At 38.1% G+C, this 18,656-nt stretch carries 20 protein-coding genes; 2 read left to right on the top strand and 18 right to left on the bottom strand.

The annotated features are described in order from the left end of the window. Nucleotides 1–73: 73 nt before the first annotated feature. The 16 genes from JT739_RS10615 to JT739_RS10545 form a co-directional block, all read right to left on the bottom strand. Nucleotides 74–643, bottom strand: a complete 570-nt coding sequence (locus tag JT739_RS10615) for an ANTAR domain-containing response regulator (RefSeq protein WP_237661095.1) — start codon at nucleotides 641–643, stop codon at nucleotides 74–76. Between the two features lie 45 nt (nucleotides 644–688). Further along, nucleotides 689–2,008 carry a glutamine synthetase family protein gene (locus tag JT739_RS10610; protein ID WP_237661094.1) on the bottom strand — a complete coding sequence of 440 codons (1,320 nt, stop codon included), beginning with the start codon at nucleotides 2,006–2,008 and terminating at the stop codon, nucleotides 689–691. 330 nt (nucleotides 2,009–2,338) lie between these two features. Then, nucleotides 2,339–2,542: a hypothetical protein gene (locus tag JT739_RS10605; RefSeq protein WP_237661093.1), complete on the bottom strand. Its 204-nt coding sequence runs from the start codon at nucleotides 2,540–2,542 to the stop codon at nucleotides 2,339–2,341. Between the two features lie 14 nt (nucleotides 2,543–2,556). Next, nucleotides 2,557–2,715 carry a hypothetical protein gene (locus JT739_RS10600; RefSeq protein ID WP_237661092.1) on the bottom strand — a complete coding sequence of 53 codons (159 nt, stop codon included), beginning with the start codon at nucleotides 2,713–2,715 and terminating at the stop codon, nucleotides 2,557–2,559. A gap of 44 nt (nucleotides 2,716–2,759) precedes the next feature. Next, complete coding sequence (locus tag JT739_RS10595) at nucleotides 2,760–3,632, bottom strand: permease prefix domain 1-containing protein (RefSeq protein WP_237661091.1); 873 nt, start codon at nucleotides 3,630–3,632, stop codon at nucleotides 2,760–2,762. Continuing rightward, a complete protein-coding gene (locus JT739_RS10590; RefSeq protein ID WP_237661090.1) occupies nucleotides 3,632–3,970 on the bottom strand; it encodes a PadR family transcriptional regulator in 339 nt (112 codons plus the stop codon). Before JT739_RS10590 ends, JT739_RS10595 begins: the two co-directional genes overlap by 1 nt. Before the next feature lie 178 nt (nucleotides 3,971–4,148). After that, the gene (locus tag JT739_RS10585) at nucleotides 4,149–4,757 is read right to left on the bottom strand and encodes a hypothetical protein (RefSeq protein WP_237661089.1); all 609 of its coding nucleotides are present in this window, start codon (nucleotides 4,755–4,757) and stop codon (nucleotides 4,149–4,151) included. Between the two features lie 912 nt (nucleotides 4,758–5,669). Continuing rightward, complete coding sequence (locus JT739_RS10580; protein ID WP_237661088.1) at nucleotides 5,670–7,607, bottom strand: ABC transporter permease; 1,938 nt, start codon at nucleotides 7,605–7,607, stop codon at nucleotides 5,670–5,672. Further along, nucleotides 7,582–8,352, bottom strand: a complete 771-nt coding sequence (locus tag JT739_RS10575; protein ID WP_255688712.1) for an ABC transporter ATP-binding protein — start codon at nucleotides 8,350–8,352, stop codon at nucleotides 7,582–7,584. Before JT739_RS10575 ends, JT739_RS10580 begins: the two co-directional genes overlap by 26 nt. Nucleotides 8,353–8,452: 100 nt before the next feature. Then, nucleotides 8,453–9,436, bottom strand: a complete 984-nt coding sequence (locus JT739_RS10570) for a sensor histidine kinase (protein WP_370642654.1) — start codon at nucleotides 9,434–9,436, stop codon at nucleotides 8,453–8,455. A 2-nt stretch (nucleotides 9,437–9,438) separates the two neighbouring features. Then, nucleotides 9,439–10,140 (bottom strand): response regulator transcription factor, encoded by a 702-nt coding sequence (locus tag JT739_RS10565; RefSeq protein WP_237661086.1) that lies wholly within the window; start codon nucleotides 10,138–10,140, stop codon nucleotides 9,439–9,441. 138 nt (nucleotides 10,141–10,278) lie between these two features. Beyond that, nucleotides 10,279–11,214: a DUF1848 domain-containing protein gene (locus tag JT739_RS10560; RefSeq protein ID WP_237661085.1), complete on the bottom strand. Its 936-nt coding sequence runs from the start codon at nucleotides 11,212–11,214 to the stop codon at nucleotides 10,279–10,281. Between the two features lie 49 nt (nucleotides 11,215–11,263). Further along, the gene (locus JT739_RS10555) at nucleotides 11,264–12,034 is read right to left on the bottom strand and encodes a MerR family transcriptional regulator (protein ID WP_237661084.1); all 771 of its coding nucleotides are present in this window, start codon (nucleotides 12,032–12,034) and stop codon (nucleotides 11,264–11,266) included. 167 nt (nucleotides 12,035–12,201) lie between these two features. Beyond that, complete coding sequence (locus tag JT739_RS12965; RefSeq protein WP_370642655.1) at nucleotides 12,202–12,357, bottom strand: hypothetical protein; 156 nt, start codon at nucleotides 12,355–12,357, stop codon at nucleotides 12,202–12,204. 418 nt (nucleotides 12,358–12,775) lie between these two features. Beyond that, nucleotides 12,776–14,131 carry an ATP-binding protein gene (locus JT739_RS10550; protein ID WP_237661083.1) on the bottom strand — a complete coding sequence of 452 codons (1,356 nt, stop codon included), beginning with the start codon at nucleotides 14,129–14,131 and terminating at the stop codon, nucleotides 12,776–12,778. Nucleotides 14,132–14,144: 13 nt separating this feature from the next. Then, nucleotides 14,145–14,936, bottom strand: coding sequence for a nitrilase-related carbon-nitrogen hydrolase (locus tag JT739_RS10545; RefSeq protein WP_237661082.1), 792 nt, complete (start codon nucleotides 14,934–14,936; stop codon nucleotides 14,145–14,147). Between the two features lie 176 nt (nucleotides 14,937–15,112). Between JT739_RS10545 and JT739_RS10540 the strand changes: the two genes are divergently transcribed. Beyond that, nucleotides 15,113–16,303 carry a polysaccharide deacetylase family protein gene (locus JT739_RS10540; protein ID WP_237661081.1) on the top strand — a complete coding sequence of 397 codons (1,191 nt, stop codon included), beginning with the start codon at nucleotides 15,113–15,115 and terminating at the stop codon, nucleotides 16,301–16,303. A 28-nt stretch (nucleotides 16,304–16,331) separates the two neighbouring features. Here the strand turns inward: JT739_RS10540 and JT739_RS10535 are convergent, their stop codons facing one another. Continuing rightward, the gene (locus JT739_RS10535; protein ID WP_237661080.1) at nucleotides 16,332–16,676 is read right to left on the bottom strand and encodes a hypothetical protein; all 345 of its coding nucleotides are present in this window, start codon (nucleotides 16,674–16,676) and stop codon (nucleotides 16,332–16,334) included. Beyond that, nucleotides 16,669–17,841: a S8 family peptidase gene (locus tag JT739_RS10530; RefSeq protein WP_237661079.1), complete on the bottom strand. Its 1,173-nt coding sequence runs from the start codon at nucleotides 17,839–17,841 to the stop codon at nucleotides 16,669–16,671. Before JT739_RS10530 ends, JT739_RS10535 begins: the two co-directional genes overlap by 8 nt. A gap of 114 nt (nucleotides 17,842–17,955) precedes the next feature. Between JT739_RS10530 and JT739_RS10525 the strand changes: the two genes are divergently transcribed. Further along, the gene (locus JT739_RS10525) at nucleotides 17,956–18,399 is read left to right on the top strand and encodes a hypothetical protein (RefSeq protein ID WP_237661078.1); all 444 of its coding nucleotides are present in this window, start codon (nucleotides 17,956–17,958) and stop codon (nucleotides 18,397–18,399) included. Nucleotides 18,400–18,656 lie beyond the last annotated feature (257 nt).

Below are 18,656 nucleotides of genomic sequence, written 5' to 3'. Positions count from 1 at the left end.
TTTTATCCTGAAAATGTCCTACAATTATTTTACACTATGCCTTTTTCCAATTTCGGATAAATTTTCTTAAAGCTCAACTACTATACATTCTTAATATTTCCTCTGCCACCATTCTTCGCGTTATCCTCATATCCATTGCTCTTTTTTCAATAAATCTGTGTGCTTCGGGCTCAGTTAACGAAAAAAGTGAAATTAAAACACACTTGGCTCTATCGATAATCCGAATATCTTCTATCTTTTGAAGGAGTTTCATATTTTCTTTATGTAATGCTTTAATTTTTTTGTGTGTAGCAATGGCCAGTTTTAAAGCATTCCAAAATAAAGATTTGCTTATGGGTTTTGCTATTGTAATAACACCATAATCTTCAACTCTTTTTGAAACTTCATCAAACAATTCAGCTTTTACTATTAAAATCACCACATTGATTCCTTTTGAAGCAATGTTCAACGCAAGACTTTCACCAAACTCGTCGGGCAAGGGTGTATTTACTATATACAAATCAAAGTCTTTTTCTATCAACATCCTCCTTGCTTCCCCACCGTTGGATATGGTAGTTATATCTATAACTGAAGCCTGTGCCAACATCTCAGTTAAACTTTCAGCAACTTTTTTCGAATATGATATAATAAGTGCACTTTCCATGAGTCTCACCTTTTACTCAACTCAAAATATCAACGGGGTTATTTGTTAAATCACTTTAAAATAATATTCCATAAAATATTTTTTCTTATCAGTAGCACGATTAAAGTTTTGTAATTCAATGGTTTTTAAGCTGATAAATCGTTCAAGAACATGTTCATTTAATATACTTTTGAGAAAGTCAGATCTTTCGGCAAGTTTTAAGGCGTATCCCAGATTTTCAGGAAGGCGTGGCAGTGAACCAATTATACTTTCGTCAGCTGTATAAAGATCCTCATTTATACTTTCAGGTAGTGTCAAGTTATTCTCTATCCCATAAAATCCTGCAGCAATTACAAGTGCAAAAGCAAGATATGGATTTGTTGCAGGATCGGGGGATCTAAGTTCCATGCGCATTCTCTCATCATTGGCAGCGGGAATGCGTATAAGCTGTGAGCGATTACTATGTGACCATGAAACATACTTTGGTGCTTCACAAACGCCAAAACGTTCGTACGAATTTGGAATGGGGTTTAAAAACGCTGTTATTTCCAATATTTTTTCAAGCACACCTGCAACAAAGGACTCAGCTACTTTTGAGTGTCCCTTTTCGCCCAACCTGAACACGTTATTTCCGTTCTGCATAAGCGAAATATTTATATGAAGCCCGCTCCCGCTTTTGTCGGGTAACGGCTTGGGAGAAAAAGAAGCAAACAGCCCATTTCTTGCAGCAATACTTTTTACAACCTGTTTAAAGGTAATAAGGTTATCTGCACTATTAACAGGATCAGAAAATTTAAAATCTATCTCATTTTGTCCAGGTCCCCGTTCGTGATGGGAAGTTTCAGGTTTGATTCCCATTTCCTCCAGACATAAACAAATCTCACGTCTTATATTTTCACCTTTATCAAGAGGATAAACATTCAAATATCCGCCATTATCAAAAGGAATGGTAGTAGGTTCACCATTTTCATCGGTTGTAAAAAGATAAAACTCACACTCAGGCCCAATCATACACGAATACCCTTTTTGTCTGGTTTGGTTCACAACAGATATAAGAATCTGCCTTGTATCTCCCCAGAAAATACTGCCATCGGGATTTTTTATGCTGCATAAAAAACGAACTACCCTGCCTTGTTGAGGACGCCAAGGCAAAACAGATAACGTTGTGGGATCTGGAACTAATAATAAATCCGATTGTGTTATATCAGTAAATCCACTCACCGCATGTCCATCAAATGGAATACCATATTCAAATGCACGGGGCAATTCATCTGGCATAATCGAAATATTCCTTAGTTCACCAAACAAATCACAAAAAGATAGACGTATAAATTTTACATCATTCTCCTTAATAAATTCTAAAACCTCTTCAACAGTAGTTATCATTTATTCAACCTCCTCTTTTTATATAACAATATTATATTAAGAGAAGTACTTGTTGGTAATTATTAACATAATGCAAGTTATTTCCGTAAAATCCCAAGTCACTGCTAACCAAAGTAATGGTTTAAACTGGGCTCAATTAAGTAAATGATATTATGATAAAATAATAAATTTATGTACACGTTATGTCAACTTATTTGGTCATGCTTATTTAGTTACAGCCTATGCAGTAGGTAAATCTTCCCAGATTTACAGAAATAGCTATCTGGCGTAGTTGGTAGTGGTGGCGTGATAGGAATCTGTGATGTACATGATTTTTAACCTCGATTCCATTCACATTAACACTGCACTGGTAATAAGCTTATACAAAAATGACCCTTCAATCTTTTTATATACCCCAAGCAACAGTTCAGTTAACTGATCAGCCGATACTAGCTCGCCTAAAGCTTCAAGCTCACTCATCAGCTCCGTTTGCAGTTCATCGTGAAAAGAACAAAGCACTTCATAAACTTGTAGGCCTGTAGGGTTAGATGACACTCTTAGTGCGTTCGTTATTTTAATGAAAAGTTAATCGTGCCGCTTCCCACACTGGCTTTAATTGTATGTTTGGGCGACATGCCTATTGCTTTTGAAACAGTTTCTCCGCTCACGTGGATTTTTTCCTCAGTTCCGGTAACTTTGACGGTGCCTCTTTCCGCTTTTGCTTTCAAATGAAAAGCTGCATCGTGATTATCAATTTGCTTATAAAAATAACTTATTTGGTCTTTGTGAACGTTGCCAGGATAAGCATCTGTCCGATGAGTGCCGCAGCAATCGCCAACCATGAGAATTTAAGACCGAAAAGCATTGTCAGCAGTATAAACGCTGCTATAGCTGCAATCCAAAGTGCGCCTGAAAACAGTCCGAACCGTTCCTCCTGGGCCGGATCGCCGAAGCGTTCCCGTGAGCGCTTAATATATTCTTCACGCTGTTTTTTCACCCATGGTTTGCTCCTGTCCTTTTCGGTAAGTATAAGAAACGCGCCAAATGCCGAGCTGGGTAGGATAAACGGGATAAGTGTAGCAATCGCGTATGGCAGTCCAGCACTGTCTTCGAAATATGTTATTATGAACACAATAACACCAAACAGGAAAACACCTGCTGCAATCACATACATAAGCGCCCGCTTCCAATCCATCGGTTCATGCGTCGCAGTTTCCTGTGTTAGCCAGAGAAACAAAAAGCCGAGTACCGGAATAACTCCGAAAACAAGCAGCGAACCCAAAGACGCATTAATGTCGCCAGTAAAAAATCCCGACAAAGCTGCCACAATTATACCAAAGCCGAAAACAGTACCACATAGGATATAAAGAGCGATTCTCCATGTGGACATATAATTTCTGGTTTTCATATACATTTCAGCCAGTATTTCCTGTTTTTTCTTGCGGCTAATTTCATCTGCTACTGCTGACATATCACCAAGCTCATTGGTTGCCTTTTTAAAGGCCTCATTTTCATCCATGCCACTCTTTACAAGGGCCTTTATTCTCTCGTCCAGAAAGCTTCTAAGTTCTTCCTTGAAGTCTATAAGTGCCGAGGTCTCCTCATAATCTGAAAACAGAGAGTCGATATACTTTCTAGTATCCATTACTTTTCCTCCTTTAACAAATTGTTTAAGATCTTTAAGGTAAACTCCCAATTTAACATGTTTTGGCGATACAGTTCGCGCCCTTTATCTGTAATGCGATAGTATTTGCGACGTGCGCCCTGCGTTTCGTCTCCCCAATACGATGTGATATACCCGCCCTTTTCCAGCCGCTTATAACTGGAGTACAAGGTGTCCACCTTCAACTCGTACTGCCCACCTGTGCGCTCTAAAATTCGATTGTATATTTCCAATCCATAACGATCACCATTCATTAACATGGCTAAGACTATGGTATCCGTATGCCCTCGCAAGAGGTCTGACGATAATTTGGGTTCCACGGCAATCTCCTTTCAATCAAGAGTTTAGAAAAACTCATATCTTTGTTTGACACTAATTATTATTACACAAATATCTGTGTCTGTCAAATATATTTTATACTCACAAGAACAAAATGCCGCCAATTAAGAGGGTTTTCTTTCGCGATTGGCGGCAATCTATAATGATCAAACCGGATTCTCACTTATTACTCGTATTTGCAAAATGAAGGTATGACAGTATGCATATTGGCAGGAAGTAAATACACCACACTTCTAGAATCAACATTCCGATCCAATCAGCACCATCCATTTTTGAACTAAACATCCCAAGCATCGGCGCAAGAAAACAACCGATAAAAAAGACTCCATGAAACATTAACAGCCATTTTAGCCACTTATCCAACCTGGATCTAGCGTTAATCGAAAGACCAATGAAAAAAGTTGCTAAGGACATAACTCCATACCCCAATAGATCGTAGCTGAAGAATAATCCAAGTCGCTTATAATCAATAATTCTTAATGCTTCCTCCCCTAATGAATCTAGTCTGACTGCCGTTGTCTGTGCAAAATATACCAACAGAATCAAAACAGTGTAAACACCTGATAATACCAAAGCAGTATTTGCTGCAACTTTATGTTCATTATCGCTTTCAGCATGAAATCCAGCTATCATCATCACAAAGCCAAATGCGATAAACATGGATACTAAGTAACTTCCAAAATCAAATTCTATGAGCATACATATGGCAAATCCTATAACCGAAAGAGCAGTTATTACCGCTCCGATCTTAGCAACGGTAAAATTCATGAATAGGCCTCCTGATACATAAATTATTTTTATATGGAATTTCTATATTTATCGGTATGGCCTGAAAAAATTTCTTCAGCGCTGACGATTATGTTTATGGCCTCTAAAATCTAACTTTTTTAGAGCACCCTAGTGCAAAAATGCTGTTACATCTATAGATTGTTCACCACGGTTACATATGTGTGTCCTATTCCAAATAAAACCGCAAATGCGATTAATGCCCAGTGATGTAATAGCACCGCTCAGGAAAAAAATACATGTTGGTATAATGGCGAGAGCTACAGCTCTTTTTGATGCTTTCTCTTTTAAAGTATAATATCCAGAAGAGGATATATGAAAGCAGAAGAAATCCGTTTCCCAAAAGATAAATTAAAAGCATCTTAGTATTCGAAAACTCAAACTTCCAAACAAAAAGGGGCAGCCACATCAATATAATGCATCCATATCTTCCGATCTGCTCAATGAGATTCATTACTTTGTTTTTACACTTAATTGCAAAATTCCTTTTCCTTATAGCATAAATTATATTCGGTATCAGTATTGTGATGACAATAACCGCTCCAAACAGATTAATCCATCCAAACTCCATCGTTGATCCCTTCAGTCTTTTTTATGTTGAATTATTAATATGCCTTGGGACAGAATTTGTTTTACAGTTGAATGATAAAGCCTTTAAAAAATATATCGCTGAATATTGGTCATTTAAGCCTTATCAAAAGGTTTGATAAACTGCTATATAATCTGGATTATACCATATTTTAACAGAATTTTAATACTCCTCTACAGCCTTGAACAGAAGCGTCTCAAATAAAAACAAGAGTTGCTCGTTATTGGAACTTTCGCTCTTCAAAGCAAAAAATACACAATAACAGGCAACCCAACTGATGATAATCGCACACGCCAGGCAATTAATTATTGTACAATAAATCTTTTCAAATAATTTACATACCGTGAACAGACGGATACATAATAAATAATATTCAAAACCAAAAATACTCCTATTACTACCAAAAATTGATTTAAAACTGACGAATACAATACTGTTTGCAGCACGCTTATTGCAAAATATGTGTGAATGCTTGCAAGAATATAAGGCACGAAAAACAAAACTGCGATTTGAATACTGGCCACCTTTTTCATTTCCTCAAAACTTAATCCCAGTTTTGACATACCTATATATTTACTCTTTTCCTGATTCAAATCCGTATATAGCCTAAAATACAGGAAACTGCTAGCCCCCAAAAAGAATATGGCACCCAAGAAGAATCCTACATATAAAAACAATTTCTTGTTTTGATTTTCCAAATTATATCCTTCTATCCTTGTTGACCAGAAGTATTTGCCATGTTCACCTACCCCAAGTTTTGCTCTTAGTTTTTCAGTGACTTCAAGGGTATTTAGCCAATCGGGAATGTCATAGGAATATGAATGGTATTTCTCCTGTATATTTGTTATTTTATCGTAGGTTTCATCGTTAACAACCACTAGATTTGGAAACAAACCTGAGTAAAATATAACTTTGGGAGCTATTCCAGCTACTTCAAGATTTATTTCTCCATTATCAAGAGCGATGTTCTTCTGGCTCAATGTCTTGTCTCTTTTTGGATCAAATCTTACATATACGGGGACTAATAATGCCTGCTCTTTATCCAACGCCACCTGCTCCAAGCCTAATGCAGACGCACGGTTGTTATAATCAGACTGCTTAATAATATGGATTACCTGATTGTCCTTTGAAACCTGCTTTATAATTTCGCTCTTGTACTTTTCGTACTTAAACCCGTAGCTCTCCAGCATTTCATCAATTGTGTTTATATGCTGCTGCTCATTGTCATTACTGCTAGATGATGTGTAAGTAAGCGCAAATGGGTTGTCCTTTAGTGACTCATCTTTAACCACTGAACTTAGTGCATACACTCCTGTTATGGCAGTAAAGGCAACCGCAGAGAGAATAGTAACTAAAAAAAGCATACGCGCGTTATCTCTAATCCGATAGATGAGGTCGGAAATCCACAGCATATTTGTTTTATTCATATAAAAACTTCTATTCCTCTTCAACCGGGATAGTACAAAAATACTCAACTGAGAAAAAAACAAATAGGTTCCAACAACTACAGAAGTTGTTAAAATCACTTCGGTATACTGGGCATTTTCAATGAATAATATAATCTTGTCCAGCAATGGATTTATATCATACAATTGCGGAGATAAGGCCATAAAATAACCCAAACCCAATAACAGAACGGCTGCAATGGATTGGAATATGGAAAATCTTATCTCCCTGTTAGCTCTTTTTGCTCCATGTAAAAGATTTTTTATACTATTTGTGCGTATTATAAATGGAGTTAGTGCTGAAATTCCTAAAAAGATTAATGTAAAGAACCCAGTAGTCAGCAATATGGCTTTATATGGGAAATAAAACGACAGAGATTCATATGACAGAATATTGCCTAGAAGCATCAAAAAAAGCTTGGAAAATACCAATCCTAGGACAATACCTACAATAATAGCCAAACAACCTATTATCATATTTTCTATGAAAACCAGCCAACTCAGTTGTTTTTTGGTCATTCCGAGTATCATCAGAATTCCAAATTCCTTACTCCTAACTTTCAAAAACGCACTCACCGAAATCAAAACGAATAAAAATGAAAATACGAGTATAGCCACCTCAGTTTGTCCAATTATCAGTTCAACTGCCCCGCCTTTTTTGCTTGCTATAACAGGATGAAACAAATTGACCGCAAAAGAGAAAAAGACCATAATAGTAAAGACACTGCTCAAAAAATAGGCCAGATACACCCTTGTATTCCGTTTAACATTATTAAAGGCGAACTGTAGAAAAGTCACTTGCTTCACCCCCGAGCAGCGAAAGCACGTCGATGATTTGCTGGTAAAACTTCCGGCGGCTTTCACCACGATGAATCTCATTAAAGAACTGGCCATCCTTTATAAATATCACCCGATGGCAGTAACTAGCTGACATAGGATCATGGGTTACCATTACAGTGGTTACTCCTACTTCCCTGTTGATGCTTTCAAATAGCTCCATCACGTCTTTGGCAGCTTTAGAATCAAGATTTCCCGTGGGCTCATCTGCCAGCAGGAGTAAAGGTGAGTGAATAATTGCTCGAGCTATGGCAGCCCGCTGGGCCTGTCCACCCGATACTTCATAGGTCCTTTTTTCGAGAATACTTTCTATATTAAGCCTTGAAGCTACTTCCTTTAATTTTTTATCTATGGTAGAAACTTTTGCTCCATCCAGTGTCAAAGGTAGTACAATATTTTCACCGATGGTTAATGTATCAATTAAATTGAAATCCTGAAACACAAATCCAAGCTTCTTTCGCCTGAAAAATGCCAGCTTTGAATTATCCAGTTTATAAGGGTTTTCACCGTTTATCAATACTTCTCCGGATGAAGGGGGGTCTATGGTAGAAATGACATTTAGGAGGGTTGTCTTTCCACTTCCGGAAGGCCCCATAATTCCAACAAATTCGCCTTTTTCGATACTCAGGTTGATATCTTTCAGTGCACAGTGCTGTACCTTTTCTCCATATATTTTGAAAATGTGTTTTAGCTTTAAAATCTCCAACTTACAATACACCCTTTCGCCTTTTTTAGCTTTATTTTAAGGTATCCGTGCACTGCGTGCTATTGACTATTATTACACCAACCTTACAATAATGTAATATTTAACCGGTAAAGATAATTCTAACACAAGTCCCTTCTCCCGGTTTTGATTCTATTTCTATTTGATGTCCCAATTTTTTGCACACTTCACTGACAAGGTACAATCCCATACCTGTAGATTCCCCGAACTTTCGGCCGTTTTCACCTGTATAAAACGGTTCAAAGACCCGCCGGATATCTTGTTTGGGAATTCCGACGCCCCGGTCCTTTACCTCCAAAACCTTGCCTTTTTCGCTATCATAAGCCGATACAATGACTTTTTTGTTTTCACCTTCAGTGTACTTAATAGCATTCACCAGAAGCTGTTCTACTATGAACTTGAGCCATTTCTTGTCTGACTTAACCGTCATATTCGGGTCAATCCTAACTTCCGGATAAACCTTTTTACGAATAAAATACCTTTTTTGCTCATTTACAACTTCAATTGCAATAGAATGCAATAAGACAGTTTCAACAGTGAAATCATGTTCAAAATTTGTCAACCTTGCCATATTCAGAGCCATGTTCAACCCTCTGCTGATGCGTTCTAACTCTTGCCGGATATTTTCTACATAAGGTTCGCCTTCGTTTTCCTGTAGTATTAGGTGAATTACCGATATAGGTGTCTTCATCTGGTGAACCCATTGATTAATAAAAGTCAAGTGTTCAGCTTGTTTCCGTTTGTACATCTGAATTTGTTCCTGGTATAGGTTATATTGTGCCCTAAGCAGCTTATTTACACCTACCGAAATGGGCGTTGTCCCTGCTGATGATAGGGTATCTTCAAATTTAGAAGGCATCTTGGTCAACATATCATATAATCTTTTGTTGGAAAAATAGCGGTACAACAAAAATACTCCCAAAAGGAAGCTACTTAAAAATATAAAGTAATATACATTTTCTAATGTCTCAAATCCACCCAGATTTCGATAAAAAATAAATAGAAATAGCATATTAAAAAGATACAATAATACAAATGAAATATGGTCATGCAGGAAGATTTTCATCACTATTTCCTCCAGGTTACATTTAATCTGTATCCATATCCTCTTACCGTTTCAAGTGCATCGTCAATACCAACCTCTTGAAGTTTTTTTCTGAGTCTAGCCACATTCACATTTAGGGTATTTTCATCGATAAAGGCCTGATCGTCCCATAGTTTTTCCATAATCACATCTCTGCTTACAGCTCTTGGCGACATGCGCATTAATGTTTCAGCAAGCACAGCTTCCTTCTTTGTCAGTACAGTAGAATTGTTGTTAAAATGCAGTTCGGGCCTTTCAGGGTACAAGGTGAGACCTTCAAGCTCTATTCTTCTTTCTTCAGATACGCCAGGAGCAAAGTCACCATAGCAGCGCCTCAACTGACTTTTAATTTTTGCAATAACTACATCGTAATAGAAAGGCTTTGTTATATAATCGTCCGCACCGCTTTCAATTCCCATCACCTGATCCATTTCGCTGTCACGAGCAGAAATCATGATGATGGGAATCTTAGATATCTGCCTTATCTTTCTACACCAATAAAAGCCATCGTACCTGGGCAGATTGATATCAAGCAAGACAAGGTGAGGATTTTCCTCAATAAATATATCCAAAATTCTATCAAAATCATTTACAATTATGGGTTTATATCCATACTTCTCAATATGGGAGCTGAGAAGCTTTGCTATAGAAGCGTCATCTTCTACCAGCATTATTTTGTATTCCATACAATCCTCCTTAGAAGACTAAAAAATGACGAAAAAATCCTGCACCCATCCATTTACATTGTATCACAATCATGCAACCTTAAGCATTATCACAAATAAAAATGAGGGGAACAAGCAATTGTCCCCCTTTTGCTAATTCTAATTAAATAACCCCAATTGATTGTTAATATTGGAAGATACCCTTTTTACGGTAACCTTGTCCTCTTCTCCCAAGCAACCATACAAAAGCGGTGAAGTCGTGCTATGGAGTCGGGCGTTTTTGTCGACGAGACTCGTATTGAAATTAGCATAGCAATATAAACATTTATGCTGGCATGTATTATAGGCACCTACGTCGATGCTCTGTGCACATCCGCAGCTTAACCTTTGGTTGGGATCCTTTTTTATATTAAGTCTTTTACCTATAATTTTAGATATCAATTCATCGTCAATGCACTTTCCAGGCTTTATGCCATATTCGGTCAAATCTATGTCCTCACAGCAGGTCACAAGCTCCAAATCGTATTTTTTTGCGATTAGTGATAAATAATAGGCAATTTTATTTATTACTTCTTCGTTCATCGGTATCAGATGGATGCCCTTTAAATTTCTCTCTGTCTTCCTATACATATCTATAAAACTTATTACACATCTTTTTGTATATCCGCTGAGCTTTGCCGCTAAGTATTCAAACCACTTTACATGGTATTTTACATTATATTTATCGGTTAAAAGGATGGGATCATACCTCCATATCACTTTATCGCTTCCTATCTGGGCCGATAATTCCCGAAAAGTTTTTATTAAATATTGCTTTTCAGGAACGTTGGCTTCAATAGTTTTATCGTAAGGAGTCAAAGTAAACTGGAAGTAAAAAATATATTTATCTAACTCTGAAAGCCTGCTTAGCATAGGTCGGGGATTTTTTGACCAAAAGACGATACAGTCCACAACTTCCGGTGACAAGTCAATTTTGCTCACCTGGTGAAAGTTCATGGGGTTTCTTACCAGAACAAATCCCTCTCTTATTCTATTAAAAAACCAGTCAGAATAAAACGCCGGTATGTCCGTCCTTCTGCTTGCGCTGATAATCATAAACCTACTCCCTACGGAAAAACTTCACCGTTTTTGAAATGGTAGGAGGTCATGCTCTATGATTTTTTCCTGTATAAATTAATATTGCATCTCTGAAAAATTCAGCTGTTCCAGGTTGCTTTCTATCATAATAGGCTCTAAACCTTGGATCATCCACATACATCTGGGCTAATCCTGCATGGGCTTCTTTGCTATAATCATCCCAATAAAAACTCAGCCACTGCCGATGGAGATCTGCAGCTTTTTGAGCCAGTTCTCCAGCTGGATCTCCGGTCTTAAACGCTGCATCTAAGGTATTAAGAACTTCCTTTGTGAGCCTCTCTAATTCTTCATATTGCTCCTGAGACATGCTTAAAACCTTTTGATTTGCCTTTTCTAGAGCATCCTCCCCATATTTCTCGCGAACCTCTTTACCATACTTTTTTTCATTTTCTTCCACAAGCTTTTTCTTAAATCCTTCAAATTTTTCTTTATCAGTCATAACGATCTTCCCTTCCTTTTCCGCAATGGTTTTTTCCACATTGGATATCAACAAATCTATTTGCTGCCTTTTTTCCAAAAGCTCTTTTCGGTGTCTCTTAAGTGCTTGAATAACGTCAAAATTTGGATCGCAAATTATTTCTTTTATCTGACCTAAGCTCACACCTAGCTCCCTGTAGAACATTATTTGCTGAAGCTTATCTACTTCTTTCTGTCCGTATATGCGATATCCCGATGAGTTAATTCGGGCAGGTTTTAGAATATCTATTTCATCATAATATCTCAGTGTCCTGGTGCTGACGCCTGCCAACTTAGCAAGCTCTTGTACTGTGTATTCCATTTTCTCACCTCCTGTAGATTTAAGTATATACTTTTACGTAACGTTAATGTCAAATGGAAAAAATACAAACTTTAAGCAGCTCTTTCCCAGTGCCCGAAAGAACCATACGCCCTGTTTCAAGGACATAGGCACTATGGGCAATCTCCAATGCTTTTTTAGCATTTTGTTCAGCCAGGAGAATAGTAGTGCCTTGGGCATTTAAGTCCTGACATTATCATACCTGCCAATAAAGCCAGGATAAAGGGTACATTATAAAAATACGTAAGTATTGCCGCGGTGTATGCCCCTATTGCCATAAAGGCAGCATGGCCGAGAAAAAACAGGCCGGTAAAGCCGGTAAAAACCGAAAGGCCGACACCAATGTCTGCAAAAACATAGTTTTGACTCCTTTCTCTACCTGGTGCATGGCATATTTTTTAGCAGGGAAAAGTAAATACTTTTCCCTGCCTATGCCTTTAATAGCACACCATCAGCTATTTTGTTACATATTTTTCTACAAAGACAAATTCTCCCTCTTTAACCTGTTGAATTACAGCCGGCTTAGTCAGGGCTGCCCCAATTGTCGCCCCCCATTAAAGTATAAAAAAACATTTGGAGGTATTTCTCCAAATGTCAAATGTTAATTGTCTTTAGTTTACTATCCGTCTAAATATTTTCTTAATGTTATATTTAAGCTTATTTATCCTACTTATATAGATTGGCCAGTTTTCATCAGCTTTGATGCAATATCTTTCGCTTATCCTAGGATGTAGACGCCTGTGAAATTTGGCCTAGCAGATCTTCTATAAATTGTTTGGCGGTTCGCCCTGAGCGGCGGTTGTGCCAGAGTTCCCACTTTAGTGCCATCTGTCGGAGTTGCTCCGGCTCTATGTCTATGCCCTTGCTTTCTGCTAAGCCCTGGACGATGTTCAAGTATTCCTCCTGGTCAGGTGAAGGATATATAACGGTAATCCCAAAGCGATCTGATAAAGATAGTTTTTCCTGAAGGGTATCTTGTGCTCTTACCTCATCATGAGCTCTGTCGCCGTGGTACTCTCGTATGAGATGGCGGCGATTAGAGGTAGCATATATGAGCACATTTTCCGGCGCCGGCTCAAGACTTCCTTCAAGGACGGCTTTTAAAAATTTATAATCTGTTTCATGTTCTTCAAAGGAAAGATCGTCTACAAATATAATAAAACGATAAGGCCGGTTGCTAAGTTTTGCAATTATGTCAGGAAGACTCATCAATTGGTCTTTTGTCACTTCCACCATTCTCAAGCCCTCTGCTCCGAACTCGTGAATCAGTGCTTTAATGGTAGATGATTTGCCGGTGCCTCTGTCACCGTAAAGCAACATATTATTGGCACCAAAACCCTGGACAAATTGCTTGGTGTTTCTTAAAACCTGCTGTTTTTGCTCTTCATATCCTATCAAGTCTTTTAATGTAATGGGATCGGGTCTTGAAATACCTACAAGATTGCCGCCACTTTCTGTACTTACCCATTTAAAGGCCCAATATTTTGCAAATTTGCCGCATCCTTTTTTATTATAAAACTCAGCCAAAACATGGATATTTTGATGCCACTCTGGCAAATCTCTCAGCAATTTCTTAACATCATATTTTTCCTTGAAATAGCTTTCGGGATATGGAAAAGGTACTTCCCTTTCTATTGTGTACATCATAGGAAGTTCCACAAAGGCTCCATAGGTCTGCTTAATATATGATATGAAAGCTGAAAAATCAAAATCATAAAGCGTTTTTACCAATGTCAAATCCCTTTGGGTTAAGTTAACCAAATTTTGGCCCACCCCGATAATGCCCGTCTTTTCACACTGGAGGCTGAAGGGATTTTCATCTGTAAGGATAAGGTCCATTATATGATTTTGCCATATATTTCCAACTGAGGGTTCTATGGAGATTTCGCTTTGGGTTATGAGTATTGCTAAAAATTCATGGTAGTTGGATATAAGGACTTGAGGAGGTGCTTCTTCTAAAGTCAGATTGAGGATTTTTGTAAATGCTTTAACTATAGGGTCTTTTAATATGTTGCGGTAAATTACTAATGAGTGCACCGTCATTTGTGCATCTAATATACTTTGTCTAAAGCTTTCCATTCCATATCTCCTTTCAGTCTTCGTATAAATCCGGTCTACGGTCGAAGAAGAACGGGTTTTGCTCCCTGGCTTTATCGACCTGTCTTATGTCTATTACTGTAGTAAGGATATCCGGAGTATTGTCGCCTTCTATTAAAATCCCACCCCAGGGGTCAACCACCATTGACATGCCTGGATATGCCACATTTCCGGTTGTGCCGGCACGATTAACTGCTACCACGAAAAATTGATTCTCTATTGCCCTGACTATGTTTAAAAGCTTCCAGTGGACTTCCCAGGGTCCGGACCACATTCCCGGCACGAAAAGCACTTTTGCACCTTTAAGGGCTAGCTGCCTTACAAATTCAGGAAAGCGCAAATCGTAACCTAAAATAATTCCACAGGAAATTCCATCAATGTCAAAGGTAACTGCTTTGCTTCCAGGAGTTATTTCAGGTCTTTTGTCTCTCTCACAATGGACTTGATTGTAGCTTCCAATTATCTCGCCTTGGCTGTTTATTATGTATGAAGTATTAAAGACGCCCTGATCTCCCCTGCTTTCTATCATTGAACCTGCAACTATGTTGACAGAGTTTCTCGAGGCTATTTCTTTCAATTCATCTAATACATATAGTGAATTGTACTTTTGGTTTATCTTTTTATACAAATTTGATGTCCACATTTCCGGCAAAACTATCACGTTAGGTTTTTTTCGCTGTTTTAAAGCCACATTTAGCATGGCTTTAGCACGGCTTAGATTTGCCTCAAAGTCGTCGGCAACTACATTCATCTGAATCAAGGAAACCTTTAGGTTTATGTGTTCCACCACTAAGCCCCCTTTAGGCTTAAAAACAAATAGTTGTAAGCTTTAGTTTGATTATATCAAAAAAGTATTTTTTTGTAATTAATTTGTAGTTTTGTATAGTTTACACTATATTGCCCATATGTTACTATAATTTTATAAATTTGTTAAGCTTTGCCTTTAAAGAAAGGAGTTATGCAATGCAGTTTGCTTTTTGGCATAAATCTTTGATTTGTAAGCTGCTCTTGTTTACATTGATTTTTTCCTCAATTAGTTTATTTTTGCCCATGAACATATTTGCCTCAGAAGCAAAAGCTGACAAACAGCCTAAAATTAAAGTGCTGTGCTATCATCACATCGTTCCTGAATCTTTACCAGAAAGTAAAGGTACTGTGGTTACCCTTTCAGAGTTTGAAGCACAAATGAAATATCTCTACGAACATGGGTACTATACCGCTTCTCTAAAGGACATCGAAGAATTTTTGTACAATAAAAAGAAACTACCAGAAAATACGGTAGTCATAACTTTTGACGACGGTTATGAATCAAATTATATTTATGCTTATCCGATTTTAAAAAAATATGATTTTAAAGCACTGATTTTCCTTATAGGAAGTAGAATATCAAAAGATCACATTCAAGACCCAAATGCTATACCAAAGCTTTCCTATGAACAAATACGAGAAATGGCAGAAAGTGGTCTAGTAGAATTCGGCAACCACACCTTTGATGCTCATGATTTCGTAGATGGCAAGCCTCTTCTGCTCACTATGACTTACGACCAGCTGCTTGATGACTTTGAAAAGGTAAACTCGCTTTTTAACCAGATAGGTCTGTCTATACCAAAAAGTATTGCATATCCTTTTGGCAGATACAGCGATATTTCAATAGAGTCTGCCAAAATAAAGGGTTACAATATAGGATTTACGGTAAGTTACGGCTTTGTATATCAGGACTCGCCTCCAATGCTGCTAAATCGAATTATAGTTCCTACTAATATAAGCACAGATGAATTTAAAGCCTTGTTACAAGATGACTGTTTACCTTTACCGGAAGGGTTCGAGGATTCTATTCTCCTTGCTGTAAACTCGGATATCGCATTTGTCAAGGGAAAGCCCATGGTTTTACAAGCACCCATAGCAGTGGTAAAGGGAGTTTGCCTAGCTCCTTTGAGTTTTTTCACTGAACAATTAAAATGGGATTTGATATGGGATCCAGTATTGTATCAGGTGGCAATAAAACCATCAGGTAATGTTAGGAATAATTTTTGTGTTCCAGTATACATGATAAAAGGACAGCCTATGGTCCCCATAAATCCTTTGGCAAAGGCTATGGGATATGAAGTTTTGTGGCTAGAAGACCAGCAAATGATAACATTAAAGAAGCCGTAAATTATTGCGGCTTCTTTTTATTAATCATTTACTCTTTTGTTTCAGTTTCCTCTCCTTGTTTCCAGCTTTCCATCAGTTTTCTTACGTCATCGGGCATGGGAATGTCTGTAATGGCACTGGATATGTTCTCAATCATGCCAGCCATAAACTTTTTCATTTCAGGTGGAAGACTTTCGGTCATCTTGTTTACCATTTCAGCAGCCTTTTCCGGACTTAGTTCTTCAGCGTCAAGGCCTGCATCTCTAATTACCTGCTTTAGAGTTTCGGGGTTTTCGGGACTTATGCCGAATTTTTTAAATGCTTCGCTTATATCGCCGGGGCTTTTCATTGAATCTCTAATCTCTTTTCTTAACTCTTCAAATTTGTTACTCATAAAAGAATCCTCCCTTAGTTTTTTTTATGTTAGATACCGCAGCCGATACATCAACCAAGCCAGCTCCCTGGGTTTCTTCAGGCAAGCCTATATCCCTTGCGGTACTTAATACAGCATTTTTTACATTATCGGCATCTGCTCCAGAAATTGACATCAAAAGGGCGCAGGCACCGACTACGTGAGGACATGCCATAGATGTACCGCTCAAGAGCCTATACTCCTGGTTTATATATGTGGAAGAAATGTCGACGCCGGGTGCTATTATATTCACCTCAGGGCCGCTGCTTGAAAAATCAGCTGCCTTATCTTTATTATCTGATGCCGCTACAGCAATAACTTCAGGATACTTTGCAGGATAAAGCACCGTATCCTTTCCGCCAGAATTTCCTGCAGCCGCCACCATTATAATATTATGCTTATGGACTTCCCGAATAGCCCTCTCTAAAGCTTGGCTGTTCACGCTAAACCCAAAGCTCATATTGATAATATGAACTTTATTTTCTATGCACCAATTTAGCGCATCAATTATATCAGATACCCTGCCTCTACCCTTGTTATCAAAGGCTTTGACGGAGTAAATCTCTGCCTTAGGTGCTACACCCACTACACCGATGTCATTGTCTAATGCTGCTATAGTGCCTGCCACATGGGTACCATGACCGTTGTCATCATCAGCTCCGGTGCCTTCAACAACACTGTGAGCTACCTTGATATTTGCTTTTAAGTCAGGATGTCTCTGGTCTATGCCCGTGTCAATAATCCCAACCTTTATTCCCTCTCCCTGACAGTGTTTCCATGCTTTTGGTGCTTCTATTTTGCTTATACCCCAAGGAATGGTTTGTGATTTAATTTTAAGGGAATCTGCGGTTTGAGGAATTACCTGAATCATTGCAATATAATCATCTTCGATGAATTCTATATTGTCATTGGCAGTCAGGCTTTTAAAGCCAGCCGATATTTCATCTACCAAGCAGAGGCAGGCATTTGCTAAAGGCAAATGTTTTTTTATTTTTATGCCGTGATTTGACAGAATCCCTTCGGTTTCCTCTATAGAAACTTCATCGCGGAAGCCTATAATTTTATATTTTGGCCGATGCTTTTTTTTCTGTATTAATCCGGTTCCAATAACTCCAAGGGCCAAAACATAAAGGAGATACGAAAACACTTTTGTTTCACCTCTTTTTACTGTTGATATTGATAAATTATTCAGCGGGGCAAGATTTGGTGATTGTGCATATTATAAATTAGCGTTAAAGAAGTTGGTCGGAGGAGGGCCTAAATGGTACTTGAAAATAATTTGGAAGAGGTTAAGGCTCAGGAAGAGATTCTGCTAAGCATGCCAAATGAACCTGAAAAAGCAGAATCAGAGCCAACAGATTCCGAAAGCCAAGAGGACCGTACTGATTCAAACGCAAGACAAGATTCGACAAACTCTGATTTTAAAAAAATCATTTATAATGCCATAATCTCAGGGAAATTGCAAAAAATGCTGGAAAAGGTTGTAGACGGCATGGATTTAACAAAAGTAGCGCTGAGGAGCCTGGCGGATATTATTGATAAGACAAAAGATAAACTGGAAGGAAATGTTGAACAAGTTGCTGGGCCAATGGGCATGCCTATTATGACCGATATGTGGCTGCCTATGTTCCTTTCGCTTTTGCAGACTCAAGAATTTCAGCACCTCTTGGCAAATATGTTTGCACAGTTGGTTAAAGATGGATAAATCATCTAAAGTAACACTGAAAAAAGATAATGCATACTATGTTATCAGAAAGCTCCCTTGGGCATAGCTTTTAGTTGTAAAGCTTATGCTAGAAGCTCAGCTTTCATACGGATAAAATGAAAGGGGGAAAATTACATGACACAAGGGCTTTTCTGGATTTTCGTATTGATAATCCTGATCATTTTAATCCCGATACTCTTCTTCCTGTTCCCATTGCTCGGCAAAGAAGAGAAATAAATATAAATCATGACCACCCG

This window comes from Tepidanaerobacter sp. GT38, assembly GCF_021991635.1.
GTDB lineage: Bacteria > Bacillota > Thermosediminibacteria > Thermosediminibacterales > Tepidanaerobacteraceae > DTU063.
This window is presented reverse-complemented; position numbering and strand designations above follow the sequence as displayed.

What these genes read in the sequence shown, in the direction of transcription:
- JT739_RS10570 (WP_370642654.1), bottom strand. Translation starts at nt 9,436, where the DNA reads ATGAAAATCTTCCTGCATGACCATATTTCATTTGTATTATTGTATCTT.
- JT739_RS10610 (WP_237661094.1), bottom strand. Translation starts at nt 2,008, where the DNA reads ATGATAACTACTGTTGAAGAGGTTTTAGAATTTATTAAGGAGAATGAT.
- JT739_RS10560 (WP_237661085.1), bottom strand. Translation starts at nt 11,214, where the DNA reads ATGATTATCAGCGCAAGCAGAAGGACGGACATACCGGCGTTTTATTCT.
- JT739_RS10535 (WP_237661080.1), bottom strand. Translation starts at nt 16,676, where the DNA reads ATGAGTAACAAATTTGAAGAGTTAAGAAAAGAGATTAGAGATTCAATG.
- JT739_RS10565 (WP_237661086.1), bottom strand. Translation starts at nt 10,140, where the DNA reads ATGGAATACAAAATAATGCTGGTAGAAGATGACGCTTCTATAGCAAAG.
- JT739_RS10585 (WP_237661089.1), bottom strand. Translation starts at nt 4,757, where the DNA reads ATGAATTTTACCGTTGCTAAGATCGGAGCGGTAATAACTGCTCTTTCG.
- JT739_RS10550 (WP_237661083.1), bottom strand. Translation starts at nt 14,131, where the DNA reads ATGGAAAGCTTTAGACAAAGTATATTAGATGCACAAATGACGGTGCAC.
- JT739_RS10555 (WP_237661084.1), bottom strand. Translation starts at nt 12,034, where the DNA reads ATGGAATACACAGTACAAGAGCTTGCTAAGTTGGCAGGCGTCAGCACC.
- JT739_RS10615 (WP_237661095.1), bottom strand. Translation starts at nt 643, where the DNA reads ATGGAAAGTGCACTTATTATATCATATTCGAAAAAAGTTGCTGAAAGT.
- JT739_RS10595 (WP_237661091.1), bottom strand. Translation starts at nt 3,632, where the DNA reads ATGGATACTAGAAAGTATATCGACTCTCTGTTTTCAGATTATGAGGAG.
- JT739_RS10525 (WP_237661078.1), top strand. Translation starts at nt 17,956, where the DNA reads ATGGTACTTGAAAATAATTTGGAAGAGGTTAAGGCTCAGGAAGAGATT.
- JT739_RS10540 (WP_237661081.1), top strand. Translation starts at nt 15,113, where the DNA reads ATGCAGTTTGCTTTTTGGCATAAATCTTTGATTTGTAAGCTGCTCTTG.